This is a genomic window from Shewanella sp. N2AIL, assembly GCF_022690845.1.
In the GTDB taxonomy this organism is placed as follows: Bacteria; Pseudomonadota; Gammaproteobacteria; order Enterobacterales; family Shewanellaceae; genus Shewanella; species Shewanella baltica.
Genome location: NZ_JALBYT010000027.1, coordinates 49,165 through 67,518, shown reverse-complemented (window position 1 = coordinate 67,518; position 18,354 = coordinate 49,165). Strand labels below are relative to the sequence as shown.

At 48.2% G+C, this 18,354-nt stretch carries 12 protein-coding genes and 3 tRNA genes; 5 read left to right on the top strand and 10 right to left on the bottom strand.

Annotation, left to right across the window (positions count from 1 at the left end):
• From MO387_RS15615 to bioB, 5 genes are all read right to left on the bottom strand, one after another.
• The coding region (locus tag MO387_RS15615; RefSeq protein ID WP_242326061.1) for a valyl-tRNA synthetase at window positions 1-86 on the bottom strand (86 nt) is incomplete at its 3' end.
• A 130-nt stretch (window positions 87-216) separates the two neighbouring features.
• Window positions 217-972: a dethiobiotin synthase gene (bioD, locus tag MO387_RS15610; protein ID WP_107947122.1), complete on the bottom strand. Its 756-nt coding sequence runs from the start codon at window positions 970-972 to the stop codon at window positions 217-219.
• Window positions 973-1,152: 180 nt separating this feature from the next.
• Complete coding sequence (locus tag MO387_RS15605) at window positions 1,153-2,241, bottom strand: methyltransferase domain-containing protein (protein WP_107950190.1); 1,089 nt, start codon at window positions 2,239-2,241, stop codon at window positions 1,153-1,155.
• A gap of 64 nt (window positions 2,242-2,305) precedes the next feature.
• Window positions 2,306-3,526, bottom strand: a complete 1,221-nt coding sequence (locus MO387_RS15600; protein ID WP_107947121.1) for an 8-amino-7-oxononanoate synthase — start codon at window positions 3,524-3,526, stop codon at window positions 2,306-2,308.
• Window positions 3,527-3,677: 151 nt separating this feature from the next.
• The gene (gene bioB / locus MO387_RS15595) at window positions 3,678-4,730 is read right to left on the bottom strand and encodes a biotin synthase BioB (RefSeq protein ID WP_220592702.1); all 1,053 of its coding nucleotides are present in this window, start codon (window positions 4,728-4,730) and stop codon (window positions 3,678-3,680) included.
• A gap of 122 nt (window positions 4,731-4,852) precedes the next feature.
• On the opposite strand from bioB, the gene bioA reads away from it, so the two are divergent.
• Both bioA and MO387_RS15585 read left to right on the top strand, forming a co-directional pair.
• Complete coding sequence (gene bioA / locus MO387_RS15590) at window positions 4,853-6,235, top strand: adenosylmethionine--8-amino-7-oxononanoate transaminase (protein ID WP_242326370.1); 1,383 nt, start codon at window positions 4,853-4,855, stop codon at window positions 6,233-6,235.
• Between the two features lie 644 nt (window positions 6,236-6,879).
• On the top strand, window positions 6,880-8,481 hold the full coding sequence (locus MO387_RS15585; RefSeq protein ID WP_006081263.1) for a methyl-accepting chemotaxis protein: 1,602 nt from the start codon (window positions 6,880-6,882) through the stop codon (window positions 8,479-8,481).
• 173 nt (window positions 8,482-8,654) lie between these two features.
• On the opposite strand, the gene MO387_RS15580 is transcribed toward MO387_RS15585, so the two are convergent.
• The gene (locus MO387_RS15580) at window positions 8,655-12,095 is read right to left on the bottom strand and encodes a PAS domain-containing hybrid sensor histidine kinase/response regulator (RefSeq protein ID WP_242326368.1); all 3,441 of its coding nucleotides are present in this window, start codon (window positions 12,093-12,095) and stop codon (window positions 8,655-8,657) included.
• Window positions 12,096-12,269: 174 nt separating this feature from the next.
• Between MO387_RS15580 and acs the strand changes: the two genes are divergently transcribed.
• The 3 genes from acs (at window position 12,270) to MO387_RS15565 (ending at window position 16,520) form a co-directional block, all read left to right on the top strand.
• Window positions 12,270-14,222 (top strand): acetate--CoA ligase, encoded by a 1,953-nt coding sequence (acs, locus tag MO387_RS15575; protein WP_012587884.1) that lies wholly within the window; start codon window positions 12,270-12,272, stop codon window positions 14,220-14,222.
• A gap of 222 nt (window positions 14,223-14,444) precedes the next feature.
• On the top strand, window positions 14,445-16,199 hold the full coding sequence (locus tag MO387_RS15570) for a DEAD/DEAH box helicase (RefSeq protein WP_107947117.1): 1,755 nt from the start codon (window positions 14,445-14,447) through the stop codon (window positions 16,197-16,199).
• Between the two features lie 60 nt (window positions 16,200-16,259).
• On the top strand, window positions 16,260-16,520 hold the full coding sequence (locus MO387_RS15565; protein ID WP_006081259.1) for a GrxA family glutaredoxin: 261 nt from the start codon (window positions 16,260-16,262) through the stop codon (window positions 16,518-16,520).
• A gap of 79 nt (window positions 16,521-16,599) precedes the next feature.
• On the opposite strand, the gene MO387_RS15560 is transcribed toward MO387_RS15565, so the two are convergent.
• The 4 genes from MO387_RS15560 to MO387_RS15545 all read right to left on the bottom strand — a co-directional run bounded on the left by MO387_RS15560 (window position 16,600) and on the right by MO387_RS15545 (window position 18,327).
• Window positions 16,600-17,763, bottom strand: a complete 1,164-nt coding sequence (locus MO387_RS15560) for a DcaP family trimeric outer membrane transporter (protein ID WP_107947116.1) — start codon at window positions 17,761-17,763, stop codon at window positions 16,600-16,602.
• 239 nt (window positions 17,764-18,002) lie between these two features.
• Window positions 18,003-18,078 (bottom strand) — tRNA-Lys (locus MO387_RS15555).
• Window positions 18,079-18,138: 60 nt separating this feature from the next.
• Window positions 18,139-18,214: transfer RNA gene (locus MO387_RS15550), tRNA-Lys, on the bottom strand.
• Between the two features lie 37 nt (window positions 18,215-18,251).
• Window positions 18,252-18,327, bottom strand: a tRNA-Lys gene (locus tag MO387_RS15545).
• Window positions 18,328-18,354 lie beyond the last annotated feature (27 nt).

Sequence of the window (18,354 nt, the reverse complement as noted above, 5' to 3'; positions counted from 1 at the left end):
TCAACACGCTCTACAACGCGTAATTTAAAGGCTAAGGTGTAATCTCGTTGTGTGCGCTTACGGCTTGAGTTAATTGATGTTGTCATAAAGAAGTCCTCTTTATGTCAACGTATTTCAGGACGGGACATTTGATAGAAATAAGCCTCACCTAATGTGAGGCTTTTGGTCTCAAAACATTACGATAGCACTTAGCTGAAAGTATTAAGCGGCTAAGCATTAGTTAGGCACTGGTTGTGTATTAGCCTCTGCGCTTTGAAAAAGCGGCGAAGTATCAAGATAATCGGCGGCATTTTCAGCACTGGGATCATCAAGAAAAGGCACACAGCCGAGGAAAGGTGCTGACATCATCTCTTTAAGATTCGCCAAGTTTTCCGCAAACATACGCATATTCGGGTCGACACAATTGGCAACCCAGCCAGCAATCTTAAGCCCATCAGCCAATATCGCCTCTTGAGTCAGCAGTGCGTGATTTAAGCAGCCGAGTTTCATGCCCACTACGAGTATCACTGGCAGTTCTAATTTCTGTACCACTTCCGATAAATATCGGCCATCACCTAAGGGTAAACGCCAGCCACCCGCGCCCTCAATCAAACAAAAATCCGCTTGAGCAAACGCTGCTAAATCCAAGCTTTCGATAATGACTTCAGGCGCTAAACCCACGCCCACTTGGGCGGCAGCAATATGCGGCGCAATCGCAGGCTCGAAGGTAAAAGGATTGATGGCGGAATAGGCCAGTTTTAGTGAAGATGACGTCATAAGTTGCAGCGCATCGGCATTACGTAAGCCTTCGGAGGTTTGCGCACAGCCCGAGGCGATGGGCTTAACACCTAAGGTAGACAGCGTGTTAGAAGCCAAAATACTCACAGCCGAGTCAGCGCTGGCTATCGCGCCCAAACGGTTTACTGCGGTTAACAGCGCCGATGAAACTAAGGTTTTACCACTGTCGGTATCTGTACCTGTTACAAAAAACATATTAGATCCTTATCTGTCGCTACTGAGTGGTTTTTATGAAATACACTCTGGGTGAAGCTAAAAGCAACCAATCCATAAATCTACACACTAAAGCCCCTATCGCTCACCAATGCTAAATATATTTGCATGATGATTGCTGTAGCTGAAACACTGCTTTAGCTTAAACATAACGCGAAACTGTTATATCCCGCGCCGAGCACGTATCTGCACTATCTGATAGGTTAACGGCAAACCTTGGGGTACACGTAAAGACTCGGCTTTGGCCTGCATTGCCAGCCAATCTTGGCGACCACGCAGCCGCGGAGCTAAATCTGCAGCGGCTATTGCACCAGCAACTTCTCCTGCTGCTTGCGTTGTCGAGTCAATTAAACGGGTTGAGTTGGCTGAACTGATTGAATGAGCTGAATGGTTTGAGCTGACCGATTGCACCGATGCACCTACCCCTTTAATGGAATAGAGTAAGGTTTTGAGCGTATCAAAATGCACTGTCATAGGAATGAGCTGCACCTCTAACGACTGCCATGTATCGAGTTTAAATGCCGCTTTTAGCGACTCTAGCGTCGAAAAGTCATTCACTCTTAAGCCTAATTCGGCTAATTGATTCAAACTTCCCTGCGCTACTAGGCTCAAATGACACTCGCCATTTGGCTTAAGCACTCGCGCCATTTCGGCGACCGCAGCGGCGAAATTCCCACACCATTGCAAAGCCAAATTCGAATAAATCACATCGATGCAGCCATCGACAAAAGGTAAACACTCGGCATCGGCGCACACGCCGTGATAATCGGGATAAGATTGTTTTAGCTTGTGCAACATGCCAAGGGCGATATCCACAGCAAACACAGTCGTCTGTGGATTTTGTATCGAACCCTGCTCAGCGTGATGCTCAGATTGATGTGCAAAATCATGCACCGAAAAATCGGTCCCAGGGCCAGCGCCAATGTCCAACAGATGACCTTTGGCGGTAAACTCACTGAGTAAACTGGCGGCGCTCAGACGTTGTAACTGGTTATGGTCTTGATAACTATGGGCCGCTGCAGAGAATCGTTCGGCAATCTGAGCGCCGTGTGTATTGGCTACTTTCTCAATTGCTCTTTTTCCAATAGCTGGTTTTTCAAAAGCTGGCATTACAGCATATTCGCTCACATTCATCTCGTGAGATATTGACCCACAAGAGCTGGACTCACTAGATTTGAGCTCACTAGGCTTGAGCACGTTAGAGCTTGATTCACTCGCGTTGGGCTTGCTGGATTTAATCGGGCTTGGCATTGCAGTTAACACTCAACCATAAAAACTTAAAATTCAATAGAATAACGCCTTCAATCGCGTACATTTATCTGTGATCATCCGTAGCTTGTCGTTCAGTCACAAGCGGCACACCGACGCGACTGAGCACTTGAGCTAATTGCGCAGCACAGGCCGCGATATCTTCCGCGGCATGGGCGGCCGTTAAGGTAATACGTAAACGCGCAGAGCCCACAGGCACGGTCGGCGGGCGAATCGCGCCAACCCAAATCCCTGCAGCCCTTAGCTCCTCGGCTACTTGCAATGTTTGCCGCGCATCCCCAATGACCAGCGGCTGAATCGCGGTATCTGAACCTAAAAGGGGCACATTCGCCTCAAGGCATAATCGTTTGAACAGCGTGATATTCTCACGCAGTTTTTGCTGTAACTCGGGATGTGCTGTGCAGTACTGAGCAGCGGCTAACGCTAATGCGGCATTGGCGGGCGATAAAGCGGTCGAGTAAATGTATTCACGGGCGTTACTGACTAAATACTCGATCAGTGCCTGACTCCCCAACACGGCCGCACCTTGGCAACCTAATGCTTTACCAAAAGTGACCACTTGCACATCGATAAGCTTGGCGGCATCAGCATTGTGATAACCATCGAGCACCGCAAAACCATGGGCATCATCGACAATCAACCAAGTGTTATTTTGCTGACAAAGCGCCGATAACTCAGCAATCGGTGCACAATCTCCGTCCATGCTAAACACGCTTTCAGTGATTAACGCCGATGTGTGATGTCGAGCGAGTAACCGCTCAGCGCTTTCTAAGGAATTGTGTAAAAAACGTTTAAGCTGCGCGCCACTATCGTGCAAACCATCAATAATTGAGGCGTGTACGAGTTTGTCGGCAACAACAATATCGTGTTGATCAAATAGGGTTTTCATCAGCGCCGTATTAGCACTAAAGCCCGAGCAAAATAATAATGCCGCTTCATGTCCCGTTAAGGCGCAAAGTTCACGCTCCAGCGCCAAATGTGCGTCACAGTAACCTGTCACTAAGGGCGATGCGCCGCTGCCCACACCGTAGATTTGTGCGCCAAGGTGCAAGACCTCAGCGAGTTCAGGTTCGCGGGATAAACCTAAATAATCATTACTACTGAAATTGACATAAGTGCGACCTTCAAACACAAAACGTGGGCTCGAAGTGGATGCGTTGGTGTTAATGGCATGATCGACACTCAGCACTTTACGTTGGCGCAGTAATCCTTGCTCACGCAAAGCATGCTGACGGGCGGCAATTTTAGTCTCAAGCAGAGAACTCATCAATTTAGCCTCAAGAGTGTGCGATTTAAGCAGATTTATCTTAGGAATAGAACACATTGAATAAACCTGTTGGCCGCAGTCAATACAGACTGCGCCGACAGGATTGATATGTTATTCAAGATATACGTCAAACAACATGAAGTCAGTGTGCTTACAAAGCCGCCGCGTCATAGAATTGTGCCGATGACTTATCTTGATAGGCCGCCGCTTTGGCTAGAACAGCACTTTCTTCTTCCAATTTTGCCGCAGCGCCCTGTTCTGGACGTAAGCCTAAACGTCGGAATAGCCCCATATCATCGCTTTCTTCTGGGTTTGGCGTGGTCAGCAATTTACAACCGTAGAAAATCGAGTTGGCGCCAGCAAAGAAACACATGGCCTGCAGTTCATCACTCATATTTTCGCGACCCGCCGATAACCGCACGCGCGAAAGCGGCATTAAAATACGTGCCACGGCAATGGTACGCACAAATTCGAGTGGATCGAGATCGTCAAGCTTCTCAAAAGGTGTGCCCGCCACTTTGACTAACATATTGATCGGCACTGAATCAGGGTGCTGGGGTAAATTGGCCAGCTGTTGCAGTAAGCCTGCACGATCCGTCGCCTTTTCACCCATGCCGACAATCCCGCCAGAACACACTTTCATGCCAGAAGCACGCACATGTGTCAGGGTATCTAAACGATTTTGATAGGTACGAGTGGTGATCACATCGCCGTAGTATTCAGGCGAAGTATCTAAATTGTGGTTGTAATAATCTAAGCCTGCGCCAGCTAAATCGTTCGCCTGCTCTTCAGAAAGCATGCCAAGCGTCATGCAGGTTTCCATGCCTAAGGCTTTGACTTCTTGTACCATTTGCTTAAGGTACGGCATGTCTTTTTCTTTCGGGTTACGCCAAGCGGCGCCCATACAGAAACGAGATGCCCCCGCGGCTTTAGCACTGCGCGCTTCGGTCAGCACAGTTTCCATTGCCAGCAAACGCTCTTTCTCTAAACCTGTGTCATAACGGGCGCTCTGTGGGCAGTATTTACAATCCTCAGGGCAAGCACCGGTTTTAATCGATAACAAGCGGCTAATTTGCACTTCATTGGGATCGTACACTTCACGGTGAATGCTGTGGGCTTTAAATAACAAATCATTCATCGGCAGCGCAAATAAGGCTTCGATTTCTTCCCGCTTCCAATCATGACGAACTTGCAACTGCGACATTGAACACCCTTTTTATTCTGTCTTTTATCTTGGCTAGGATAACCTCAGCCCTTAAACTGTCAACGCCAACCAGTGAACTCAGTTTACTAATGGCTACTTTACCACCAACCTAGTGAGCATTTATGCGCAATTTACTCGATTTTGATTTTGATAGCGCCCATATTTGGCATCCTTACACCTCAATGACCCGTTCTCTTCCTGTTTTTGGTGTACATAGCGCAAAGGGCTGCGAGCTCGAACTCGTCGATGGCCGCAAGCTAGTCGATGGCACTAGCTCATGGTGGGCCTGCGTGCACGGTTATGCGCATCCCGAGATATTAACCGCGATGGAAAAACAGCTGCATCAGCTGAGCCATGTAATGTTTGGCGGCATCACACATGAGCCCGCCATTGAACTGTGTAAAAAACTTATCGCTATGACCTGCGAGCCGCTGACGAAAGTCTTTTTATGCGACTCTGGCTCTATCTCAGTGGAAGTGGCGATCAAAATGGCGCTGCAATATTGGCAAGGTCAAAGTTTGCAAGGAAAGAGTTGGCAAGGTCAAAGCTCGCAGGAACAAATCGCACATCAAGAGCTACCGCTAAAACAACGTATTCTTACCGTTAAGAAGGGATATCACGGCGATACCTTTGCCGCCATGAGCGTGTGCGATCCCGAAGGTGGCATGCACACTATGTTCGGCGATGCGGTCACTAAGCAATCCTTTGTGCCTGCACCACAAACCGCCTTTGGCGAAGCCTTACAAGCCGATGATTTAACCGCAATGCGCGACATATTAAGCATTAATCACCATGAGATTGCCGCTGTGATCATAGAGCCGATCATGCAAGGCGCTGGCGGGATGCGTTTCTACAGCGCAGATTATTTAGTGGGTCTTCGTGCCCTGTGTGATGAATTTGATGTGTTGTTGATTTTAGATGAAATCGCCACGGGTTTTGGCCGCACAGGCAAGCTGTTTGCCTATGAACATGCCAATATCACTCCAGATATCTTATGTTTAGGTAAAGCGCTAACGGGCGGTTACATCAGCCTAGCAGCAACGCTATGTACCGATAACGTCGCCCAAGGAATCAGCCAATCTCCCGCCGGCGTGTTTATGCATGGGCCGACGTTTATGGGTAACCCGCTGGCCTGCGCGGCCGCGTGTGCAAGCGTAGACTTAATCAATCGCAATGAATGGCAAGCGCAAGTGGCCGCTATCGAGCAGCAAATGCGCTTAGAACTTAAAGATGCGATTAACTTACCCAGCGTAAAAGATGTGCGAGTGCTCGGCGCAGTGGGCGTGTTAGAGATGCACGAACCCGTCAACACGGCAGAGTTGCAGCAACAATTTGTTGATTTAGGGGTGTGGGTTCGCCCCTTCGCTAACCTTATTTATATCATGCCGCCCTATATAATTAGCCCAGCGCAATTAAGCCAACTCACCGGTGCGATGAAGCAAGTCGCGGCTGGCATTAGTGCAACATCCGCCAGTACCGAGCCACAACTTATCAGCCACGGTTAATGCCAACAGCATAAGCCTTCAACGTAAGAATCCTTCAAATAGACAACACTCAGCGCACCGTTCTTGGTGCGCTGGGGTTTAAACTGAGCAGCTGTGTTAAGTGACTCGGCAGTCACCTTATACCAATCACATTAAATATCTAATCAGTTCAGAGCCTCACAGGCATCTCAATCCAAGGCGCATTGACGCAGAAATGGTTATTCCCTTTTAAGTCAATGCAACACCGGAGTGCGATGCCTGTGAGGCTCCCGAAGGGCGGCTGATGTTAACGGCGTAGCAACGCGCTTTATACTGCGTTTAAGGCTTTCGACAGAGCACCACTATGCCTTCAAGCCTTCGCCTTGTCTAAAGCGCGTTGAACTCCCGCTGAATGAACAGATATTTAATACGGTTGGTATTACCCCTTTTTCAAACCTCGCATCCTCTCAATAGCTAAAAGTGCTAAGGTTGCAATTGCAACATTGCTCACAATTCCTATTAAAACTCCGCAATTTAGCCGATTAATTTAATCCATCAACTGGAAATTTTACCAAAGCCAGCAATGCTTATATCGCTAACTTTACCCCACACATCTTTCGCCAATATCCGCCAACAAATTGAGCTGAGGAATGGCTTAAATAGCTACACCAAGACATGGAGATCATATGTTCAAACTCGCTGACATAGCCGTCAATCGCAAACTCGCATTACAGCTCATCATCGCCCTCGCAGGCGCCTTAATTTTACTCGTTATTTCTGTTACCGCTTTAAAACATAATCTGATGGCGGAGCGTGAGGCACGGCTCAATGCCGTATTGTCCCTCGCCAGCAGCCGCATTCAGGCGTTATCCCAATCACTGCCCTTAGAGCAAGCACAGCAAGCCGCCAAGGACATGTTGAACGACATGCGCTTTGATAATGATAACTACTTGTTTGTGATTGATGAATCGAGGCGCGTCATCGTCCACCCCATCAAAAGAGAATTAGTTGGCCAACAAATGGGCAATCAAGGCGAAGAAAACTACTGGTACAAAATGGTCGAACTCGGCCGTGATGGCAAACAAGGCTTAGTCGAATACCGCTGGACGACAGCTAACGGTAAATCGGCGCAAAAAATGTCACTGGTAATGGGATTTAAACCTTGGGGCTGGATCTTGGGCTCAGGCATGTTACTCCAAGATATCGAAGCCACCATTTGGCATGAGTATTTTGTCATGGGAGGCACGACATTAGTGCTTATCTTGCTCATGGCTTGGCTAGGTTATGCCATTAGTCACTCTATCACTCGGCCACTGGATGATGTAAATCAGGCGATGCTCGCCATCACAAAGGGAGATTTAACCACGCAATTAAAGGTCTATGGTAAAGACGAGCTTGGCACCTTAGCCCGCAACATCAACCAAAGCATTGGCTCGATTCGTAGCACCTTACTGGAAGCGAGTCATAGCGCTGATAATGTTGCCCAGGCCTCGGCTCGTATCGCCTCAACCGCAGAGGAAACCAATCAAGCGGTGAATAATCAGCGGGATCAGCTTGCCCAGCTCGCCACCGCCATGAATGAAATGAGCGCCACTATCGCCGATGTGGCGAATAATGCGGAGAGCACGGCCAAAGATACCAAAGAAGCCACATGGGAAGCAGGCCTTGGCGACCAAGATGTCCACGCCAGTGTGGACGGAATCCATGCCCTTGCCAAAGAAGTGGAGCAAGCGACGGATCAAGTGAACATGCTCAAAGAGGAAGTCATGCAGATCAGCGAAGTGACCTCAGTGATCAGCGCAATTTCAGATCAAACTAACTTACTCGCACTGAATGCCGCCATTGAAGCCGCCCGCGCAGGCGAGCAAGGACGAGGGTTTGCTGTGGTCGCCGATGAAGTGAGACAACTCGCCAGTCGCACTAGGCAATCAACCGAAGAAATTCAGAACACGATTTCATTATTGCAACAACGAGCCGTGAGCGCCGCGAAGGCAATGGATGCAAGCCGTGCGCTGGCAGAAAACAGTGTGAGTCAATCGGCAAAAGCGGGAAGTGATTTATCGCTTATCGTAGCCCACATCAAACATGTGAGTGACATGGCGACCCATATCGCTACCGCCGCAGAAGAACAAAGTGTGGTCGCTGAAGACATGAACAGAAACGTGTGCGGGATTAATAACTCAGCGCTCGAAGTTTCTGAATCGGCAACCTATCTCGCCCAAGAAAGTGAAAGTTTGGCGGAGTTATCACTGAATTTAAACGGCAAACTCGCTGTTTTCAAACTCTGATCATTCACTTGATTAGGGATGAACTAAAGAACGATAACAAACCTTTAGCCAACCAAACTTTTAGCCCTGTGTTTAGTCCAGATAGTCCGCATAGCAACTGCGCGGGTTATCTAGACTTTCGATTAACGTACCGACTCCACTAAACTCATGTTTCTAATCTGATTTGACTAAGCTCATTTCACTAAGCTAGAAATCAAGGCGCGCAGCGCGGCAGGTTTTATCATTTTCGCCATATAGTGATAGCCGCGGCGCTGCACATCTTCCACCAGCTCTTTACGGGTATTGGCGGTGATCAAAATGCCGGGCAAGTCTTTGCCATACAGGGCACGAATACCGTCCATCGCATCGACGCCATTTTGGCCATCATCTAAGTGGTAATCGGCGAGGACAATATCGGGCGCGACGCCTTTCAACCCCAGCTTAATGCGTGCATCGGATAAATCTTTGGCGCAAATAACCTCACATTGCCAACGACTTAATAGACTTTCTAAGCCCGCCAGAATCGCCTCTTCGTTATCGATACACAGCACTTTGATACCCGATAACGGCTGCAGCAGCGATGGCAACGCCTTCACTTGCGGCTGACGTACAGTCTCCCCGAGCGGCACACAAATGGAGAATACCGAGCCGCGCCCTAAATGGGACGAGACTTGAATACCGTGTTCCAGCACTTTACTGATGCGATCGGCAATTGCTAAACCTAAGCCTAATCCGCTGACATTGTTGCTCTTAGGATTATTCAGCCGTTTGAATTCTTTAAAAATCTCTTGGGTTTCTTTTTCATCGATACCACAGCCTGTGTCTAACACTTGGATCTCAAGGTAATGACCGCGATGGCGACAACCAAACAAGACTCTGCCACCACGGGCGTAGCGGTAGGCATTGGTTAAAAAGTTTTGTAGGACACGCCGTAACAGCGAAGGATCAGAATTAACAGTCGCACTGCATGGGATCATCTTAAAACGGATTTGGTTGTCCGCAGCCATCGCCTCAAACTCCACGGATAAGCCATTGATCAGTTCTGAAATCGCAAAGTCACGCCGATTAACATCCACCATGCCGGAATCGAGTTTAGAAATATCCAGCAGATCGGTGAGCAACTCGCCGGCGATCTTAAGCGAGCTGTTCACATGGGATAAGGTGGTTCTGGCCTCGCGATCTAAATTGGGATACTGAGATAAAGATGCGGTAAACAACCTTGCAGCATTCAGCGGTTGCATTAAATCATGGCCAACAGCAGCCAAGAAGCGACTCTTAGAGGCGTTAGCGATTTCTTCCTGCGCTTTAGCCTCGAGTAACTCACTGTTCAACATGGCTAATTCATAGGTTCGCTCATTAACGCGGCTTTCTAAGGTTTCATTGGCTTCGAGCAGCGCCCGCTCCTGCTCGCGATACTGAGTAATATCGGTAAAGGTCATCACAAAGCCGCCGTCTGGCATGGGATTACCTTGAATTTTAATCACTTTACCGTCTCTGCGATGGCGCTCAGAAGTGTGTGGCGTGCCATTACGCATATGCTGCACCCGCTGTTCAACCTGCTGTTCGATTTCACCTTCACCACAATAACCCCGCGACGCATTAAAACGGATCACTTCGCTGATGGGCATACCCTGCTGCAAGAATCCATCGGGATATTGGTACAACTCCACATACTTATAATTCCAAGCCACGAGATTGAGATCATTATCTATCACGCTCATGCCTTCATAGGCATGCTCAATCGCGCCGCGCAGCATGTCTTGGCTGAGCATAATTTTCGATGACGCTTCATCCACTAGACTGAACACTTCATCCAGCGCCAAATCACGCCCTTGCAGCACAGAATCCATCACCAGCGCTGCGCTTGAGGCGCCAAGTACGCCCGCCAATAAACGTTCAGTGTGGAAAATCAGCTCAGGCGGCGCTGCTTTATGCCAGCTATCACTTTTTACCGCATCAATCGAAAAACGGCTAAAGCTTTCATAGGCGCGTGTTGGGCTGACGAATCGACTGGCGAGAATCAGCAAATCCTGCTGTGAAATCGGACCATTTTTCTTATTGGCGCTGTTTTTCAATTTGCCAGGGCTCACAAAAGCACTGGCCTGAATACGCTCAGCCACACCCGCCCTAAACCAAATCGATCCCAAAATATAACAGGCGATATTGGCAAAAAGTGCCGTCAGAGCATCACGCACATTGGGCGTTATCGCATCTAGCAAACCTATCTCACCCGTGACTCCCGATACTAACGCTGATGAACTTTGCACATCTGTCATGCCCTGCAACATGATGTAAAACCACAGCGTAAAGCCTACGCCGAGTCCTAAAAACACCCCAGCACGATTGCCGTGCTTCCAATAAAGCCCGCCCACTAAGGCAGGCGCTAACTGAGCAAAAGCCCCGAATGACAACATGCCGAGATGGGACAAGGAATCACTGTCGGCTAAGGCCAGATAACTGCCATAACCTAAGCCAAGAATGATCACTATCGCCAAACGGCGGGCATTAAGTAACAGGTGCGAGAACTGGCTGAAGTTTTTCTCGCGGATATGGCCCGTACGCAGCATCACAGGCACTAGCCATTCGTTACTCACCATCACACTAATAGTCACCACCGCCACTATCACCATGCCGGTTGCCGCCGAAAGTGTGCCCAGCAGTGCAATCACCGCCAGCAAAGGTTGATCTAATGCCAGCGGTAAATTAATCACATAGGTATCGGCCGACACTGAATCGCCGAGAATAATTTTCCCTGCCAAGGCGAGCGGTCCAACAAACAAGCCAAAGAGTGCTAAATAGATGGGGAATAACCAACGTCCCTTTGACAACACGGACTCATCGGCGCATTCCACCACCATCACATGGAACTGCCTTGGCATACACAAAAACGCCGCCATTCCGACAAGTAACTCAGGCATTAGGGCTTCGATACGGGGATTGGGATAATTGATCAGCGACTGCGCATTCGCCTGCTGCCAAATATCCCCAAAACCATCGAATACCCCAAAACTAATGACGACGCCGACCAATAAAAATGCGGCGAGCTTCACCAGAGACTCAAAGGCAATTGCCAGCATCATCCCAGGATTGTGCTCGGTGGCATCGAGTTTGCGGGTACCAAATAAAATGGCAAATATGGCTAACAAAGACGTGATCAGTAGCGGAATTGTCACGCCATCGAGGGGATCGTTTGCGGGTTGAAACAGGTTAAGGCTGAACACCATCGCCTTAAGCTGCAGGGCGATATAGGGCATGATGCCAAACAAGGCGATTAAGGTGACTAAGGCGGCTAAGGTTTGGGATTTGCCGTATCGGGCGGCAATAAAGTCGGCCACTGAGGTGATATTTTGTGCCTTAGACACTAATACCATCTTGCGTAACATGCCAAAACCTAAGGTAAAAATCAGAATTGGGCCGATAAAAATCGGTAAAAAAGACCAGAGATCCTTAGCCGATTGGCCAACAGTGCCTAAAAAACTCCACGAGGAACAGTAAACCGCTAAGCTCAGGCCATAAATACCGACCTGTAGCTTTTTGGTGATCCGGCTAAACCAACGCTCCGCCCCCCACGCTAATAGGAATAAAAGCGAGACATAACAGACGGCAATAACGGCGACGACTAAGGTTAAATTCATACTTTGCTCTTTTTTCTGATTATTGTGCGATAAAACCTGTCTAAAATCTAGCCGGATTTTTAATGCAACAGACTAAATATAAAGGAAAATTTAAAACTAGACCAAGGTCTAATGGAGTTGCCGCCCCCTTGCATACCATACTCAGTCCACGCAATTTTTCAAAAGGGAAGCCCTATGAGCTCGCAGTCTCTCTACAAAGTCTCCGGCAATATCGCTGCCAATGCACTTGTAAACAACGATAAATATAAAACAATGTACCAAGAGTCGATTGTCAATCCCGAAGGTTTCTGGAGAGAACACGGCAAGCGTATTGATTGGATAAAACCCTATACCAAAATTAAAAAAACCTCTTTTGATGATCATAACTTATCGATCAACTGGTTTTACGACGGCACCCTGAATGCTTCTGCCAACTGTTTAGATCGTCACTTAGCCGAGCACAGTGATCGCGTGGCGATTATTTGGGAAGGCGATAACGCCAGCGAACAACGCAAAATTACCTACGGTGAATTACATGCAGAGGTGTGTAAATTCGCTAACGCGTTGCGCAGCCAAGGCGTGCGCCGCGGTGACATAGTCACGATTTATATGCCTATGGTGCCAGAAGCCGCAGTGGCTATGCTCGCCTGTGCCCGTATCGGCGCTGTGCACTCTGTGGTCTTCGGTGGTTTCTCACCGGATTCTATCGCCTCTCGCGTGATTGATGGCAAATCAAAAGTCATCATTACCTCAGATGAAGGTATGCGCGGTGGCCGTGCTATCCCATTGAAACGCAACATCGATGATGCCTTAAAAAATCCTGATGTCACTACCGTTGAAAAAGTCATCGTGCTTAAACGCACGGGTGGCAAAGTGGATTGGGTAGAAGGCCGAGATGTGTGGTGGCACTCACTGATGGAAACCGCATCTGAGTACTGTCAACCAGAGGAAATGGACGCCGAAGCGCCGTTATTCCTGCTGTATACCTCAGGTTCAACCGGTAACCCCAAGGGCGTATTGCACACCACTGGTGGCTACATGGTGTATGCGTCTATGACCCATGAGTATGTGTTCGACTACAAAGCGGGCGAAGTGTACTGGTGTACCGCCGATGTGGGTTGGATCACTGGCCACTCTTACATGGTTTACGGCCCACTTGCCAATGGTGCGACTGTGCTTATCCATGAAGGTGTACCGAATCATCCAAGCCCTGCCCGTTTAGGCGAAATGATTGACCGCCATAAAGTGAGTATTCTTTACACAGCACCAACCTTAATTCGCGCGCTGATGGCCGAAGGTAAACAGCACTTCGATAAGTTCGATGGTAGCAGCTTGAGAATCATGGGCTCGGTAGGCGAACCCATCAACCCAGAAGCATGGCGTTGGTACCATGAGGTCATAGGTCATGAACATTGCCCTATCGTCGATACTTGGTGGCAAACTGAAACTGGCGGTATTTTGATCACGCCACTGCCTGGGGCGACCGACACTAAACCTGGTTCAGCGACTCGTCCGTTCTTTGGCGTTCAACCTGCCTTAGTCGATAACATGGGTAATATTTTAGAGGGGGAGAACGAAGGTAACTTAGTGTTACTCGACTCTTGGCCGGGCCAAATGCGGACTGTGTATGGCGACCACGAACGATTCGTGCTGACCTATTTTAAAACTTTCCGCGGCATGTATTTTACCGGTGACGGTGCCCGCCGCGATGAAGATGGTTACTACTGGATAACAGGCCGCGTCGATGACGTAATCAACGTATCCGGCCACAGATTAGGTACGGCAGAGGTCGAAAGTGCGCTGGTATCACACGAACTGGTTGCAGAAGCGGCGGTAGTTGGCTACCCACACGATATTAAAGGCCAAGGTATTTATGCGTATGTCACGCTAACCCGCGGCACTGAAGAAACCGAAGAGCTACGTCAAGAGCTGCGTCAATGGGTCCGTAAAGAAATTGGTGCGCTGGCAACCCCAGATCTTATCCAATGGGCAACGGGCTTACCTAAGACACGTTCTGGCAAGATCATGCGCCGCTTCCTGCGTAAGATTGCTGCTAACGAAGTGACCAACTTAGGGGATGCATCAACCTTGGCCGATCCTGCTGTGATCGAGACCTTGATTGAATCACGCTTGAATCGTACTGAGTAATATCCGAGTTACGAACAACGTCCACAACGCTTAGTCTATGCCCAATAGGCTAAGCGTAACCTGAACCTCCCTTTTTAAACCTCAGGTTAATAGTGAACCCCGTTGAGAGAGTGTGTGTGATTGCTCCTTTCTCTAGCTTGCCCCTCCAACCAGGGGCATTTTTTTTGCCTGTTATGTTAAGCTTGCGACCTCACTTTTATTCAGCATAGATTTTTTATCAGCGTGTCAGTCAAACTCAGAGACTATCAACAGCAAGCGGTTAATGCCGCCATCGCCCATTTTAGGCAAAGCCAAGCTTCCGCCGTACTCGTATTGCCCACAGGCGCCGGCAAAAGCATAGTGATCGCCGAATTGGCGCGCATCGCCAAAGGCAGGGTCTTAGTGCTCACCCACGTGAAAGAATTAGTCGCGCAAAATGCTGAGAAAGTCGGCCTACTAACGGCACAAGCCAGTATCTATGCGGCGGGACTCAATCAAAAAGCCACTGAGGGGAAAACCGTCGTCGCCAGCATTCAATCGGCGGCGCGGGGGTTAACCCAGTTCGATCAGCCGTTCTCATTAGTGATTATTGATGAATGCCACAGAGTCAGCCTTGAGAAAACCAGCCAGTATCAACAAGTGCTCACTCATTTACGCACGAAAAATCCCCAACTAAGATTGCTCGGCCTCACCGCTACGCCCTATCGCCTTGGCACTGGCTGGATTTATCAGCAACACTATCACGGCAAAGTGGGTTCGCCCGAACACGCCGTGTTCGAACATTGTGTGTTCGAGCTGCCCATCAGACCACTCATTAAGCAAGGTTACCTCACAGCACCAACCCTGTTTGATGGCCTCAGTGCCCAGTACGATTTTAGCCAACTTAAAGCCAATGAGAATGGCGAGTATGCCGAAGCTGAGGTTAACGATTTACTGGGACATTACGGCCGCGCGACTACCGCGATAGTGAAACAGCTCATTGAACTGAGCCAACATAGAAAAGGCATTATCATCTTCGCGGCAACGGTGCGCCACGCCAATGAGATTTTTGGCCTACTCAACCAAGCTCACGCTGCACAGAGCGCCATAATCACGGCACAAACGCACGACAATGAACGTGACGCGACGATTGAACGCTTTAAAGCCCAAGAGCTTAAGTTTTTGGTCAACGTGGCTGTGTTGACGACAGGCTTCGACGCGCCCCATGTGGATTTGATTGCGATTTTGCGCCCAACCGCCTCAGTCAGTCTTTTTCAACAAATGATCGGCCGTGGTTTACGAATCGCTGAAGGTAAAAAAGATTGTCTTATCATCGACTATGCTGCCAATGGTTATGACTTGTATTTCCCCGAGGTCGGCCAAGCTAAACCCAACAGTAAATCGGTACCCGTGCAAGTGCATTGCCCTGTGTGCGATTTTGCTAATATTTTCTGGGGACTCACGGACGATGATGGGGACATCATCGAACACTTTGGTCGCCGTTGTCAGGGCATAGTCGAACAGCATGGTAAAAAGCAGCAGTGCGACTTTCGATTTAGCTCTAAATCTTGCCCTGATTGCGGTGAAGAGAATGATATTGCCGCGCGCATTTGCCAGCACTGCCAATCGACTCTCATCGATCCCGATAAACGCCTGCGCCAAGTGCTCAGTCAGCAGCACCATCATTTGTTCCGCTGCCAACATATGACGCTCATCGACGATGACGGTAATCTGAAAGTGCAGTACCTCGATATCGACGGCAATGAATTTAATCGCCGCTTTAAATTGCAAACTCCGGCACAGTGGCGAGCCCTCTATGCCTTATTCATCTTTCCCCATAGCCGAACGCCGGGATTAAAACCGAAAAAGTACACAAAGGTGACAGAGTTAATCAGCGACGTGGATAAATTCCGCATGCCCGATCTCTTGCTGCTGAAGAAACATAAAAAAGGCTGGGATCTGCTCGAAAGCTATTTTGATTATCAAGGCCGCTATCAAACTGAAAATAAACACGGCTGACATTATCAATTCACTTAGGCCTATGGTATAAAACGACTAAAGTAATCCTAAGGAGCTATTATGTTCGTTGTTATTTTTGGCCGTCCAGGCTGTCCTTATTGCGTTCGTGCTGTGCAATTATCTGAGCAACTCGTTGAAAAACGTGATGACTTTAAGTTCAGATATGTCGATATCCACGCAGAAGGTATCTCTAAAGCAGATTTAGAGAAAACTGTTGGTAAGCCAGTTGAAACAGTACCGCAGATTTTTGTCGATGAGAAACACGTCGGTGGCTGCACAGATTTCGAACAATATGTTCGAGAAAACAATCTGTTAGATTAAGCTCTACACATATGTGACCCGCTTAATGCAAAAGGAGACCTAAGGTCTCCTTTTTAGTTTTTATCGCAAGCAAGTAAGATTAGAGCACATACTTAGCTGAGAACATGATGCGGCTCAAATCACCATCATCGCCATTTTCTTTACTGTTCTTGGCGTACATATACTCGACACCAAAGGTCAGCGGTTTGCTTGGCGAGTAAAGTAAGTTGATATAACCTGAATAAGCATCCTTATTCACGCCTGAACCGGTTAAAGCCACATCGTTATCCGCTTGCGTGCCTGACAAGGTTATACTGCTGCGCCACTGCTCATTCCACCAATGACGGTAAGACACAAATCCACCTAAAGTACGAATCGACTCGATATCACCGTTAGCATCCAGCACACCCGCATTAATGTAATTGAGTGCCATATAACGACCTAAGCCTTGACCATAGGTGGCCGTGAAGCGAAGATCATCTTTGCCGACCGGAATAATGCCCGCAAAACTCGCGCCATATCCTAGGGCTGAGCTATCAATCTGCGTCGCACCTATCTTAGTTTCTAAATTCAACTGACGGGCAATACCCGCAAAGGAGAACGCCGCGCCGCCATCCGTTTTGAGGTTATACCGCGCGATAACATCGGGGATTACCCCGCTACCACTGGTAATGCGGGCACCGCCTTGATTTGGCGTGACTGTGGTTTCAGGATTTTCAATCGCGAATTGGAAATTACCTTGGGTATAGCGCAATAGCGTTTGGCGGGCGAACGGGGTGCCATCGGCAGCACCAACAAAATCGAGATTCTCAGGTAACGCAGCAGCATTTTGGAAGGTGGTCCATGTTTGGCCTACGGTCCAATTGTCATAGGAGACAAATGCATGGCGAATACGAGGCGAATAGCTGTTGGAAGTGCGTTCATTGCCATCGGTGTGGGTCATAAAATCGAGTTCAATAAAGCCAGAAAGTTTATGACCATCAACATCGGTCGTCGCTTTGAAATTAAAACGCGTTTCGCGAGCTTGAAAATCCACGACTTGATTGCCATTACCTTCTTTTCCATAAATAGTACCAGGAACATAAAACTGCCTAGAGAGATCGCCCGAATCCGGTGCGCCATTGCCATAATCACTGAACATAATGTCAGCTTTGATATAACCGCCAAACTCAACATCCGTATCTTTTAGTGATGCCGCATTGGCCGAACTTGCTAATGCCAATAATATTGCACTACCCATCAAGCTTAGTTTTGCTTGTTTCATTTTTTGTCTTTCCCCAATTGTTATTATTTATCCGCAACCAATATGGACAAATTAACAAGTGAGAAACATTGGCAATAGGTCTATGAGACAAAAGTAGAAAATGTCAGGATAAATAATATGTTAGGAAAATATTTGAAATGAAATAAGTAAAACGAAGGTATTAAATCTAGTACTGAGAATTGGAATTTAACTTGGGAAATTCATGGAGGAACTTGAGAGAGATAAAGCGGGGTAATAAGTGGTGGGTCGTGAAGGATTCGAACCTTCGACCAATTGGTTAAAAGCCAACTGCTCTACCGACTGAGCTAACGACCCATCTAGGTATTGCGATATAACTGTTCACTTATTTGTTGCATTTATCATGCTGATAATAAGTGGTGGGTCGTGAAGGATTCGAACCTTCGACCAATTGGTTAAAAGCCAACTGCTCTACCGACTGAGCTAACGACCCATCTGGTGTTGCGCTGATTTATGCACTTTCAGTAAAGTGGTGGGTCGTGAAGGATTCGAACCTTCGACCAATTGGTTAAAAGCCAACTGCTCTACCGACTGAGCTAACGACCCATCTGGTGTTGCGCTGAATTATTCACT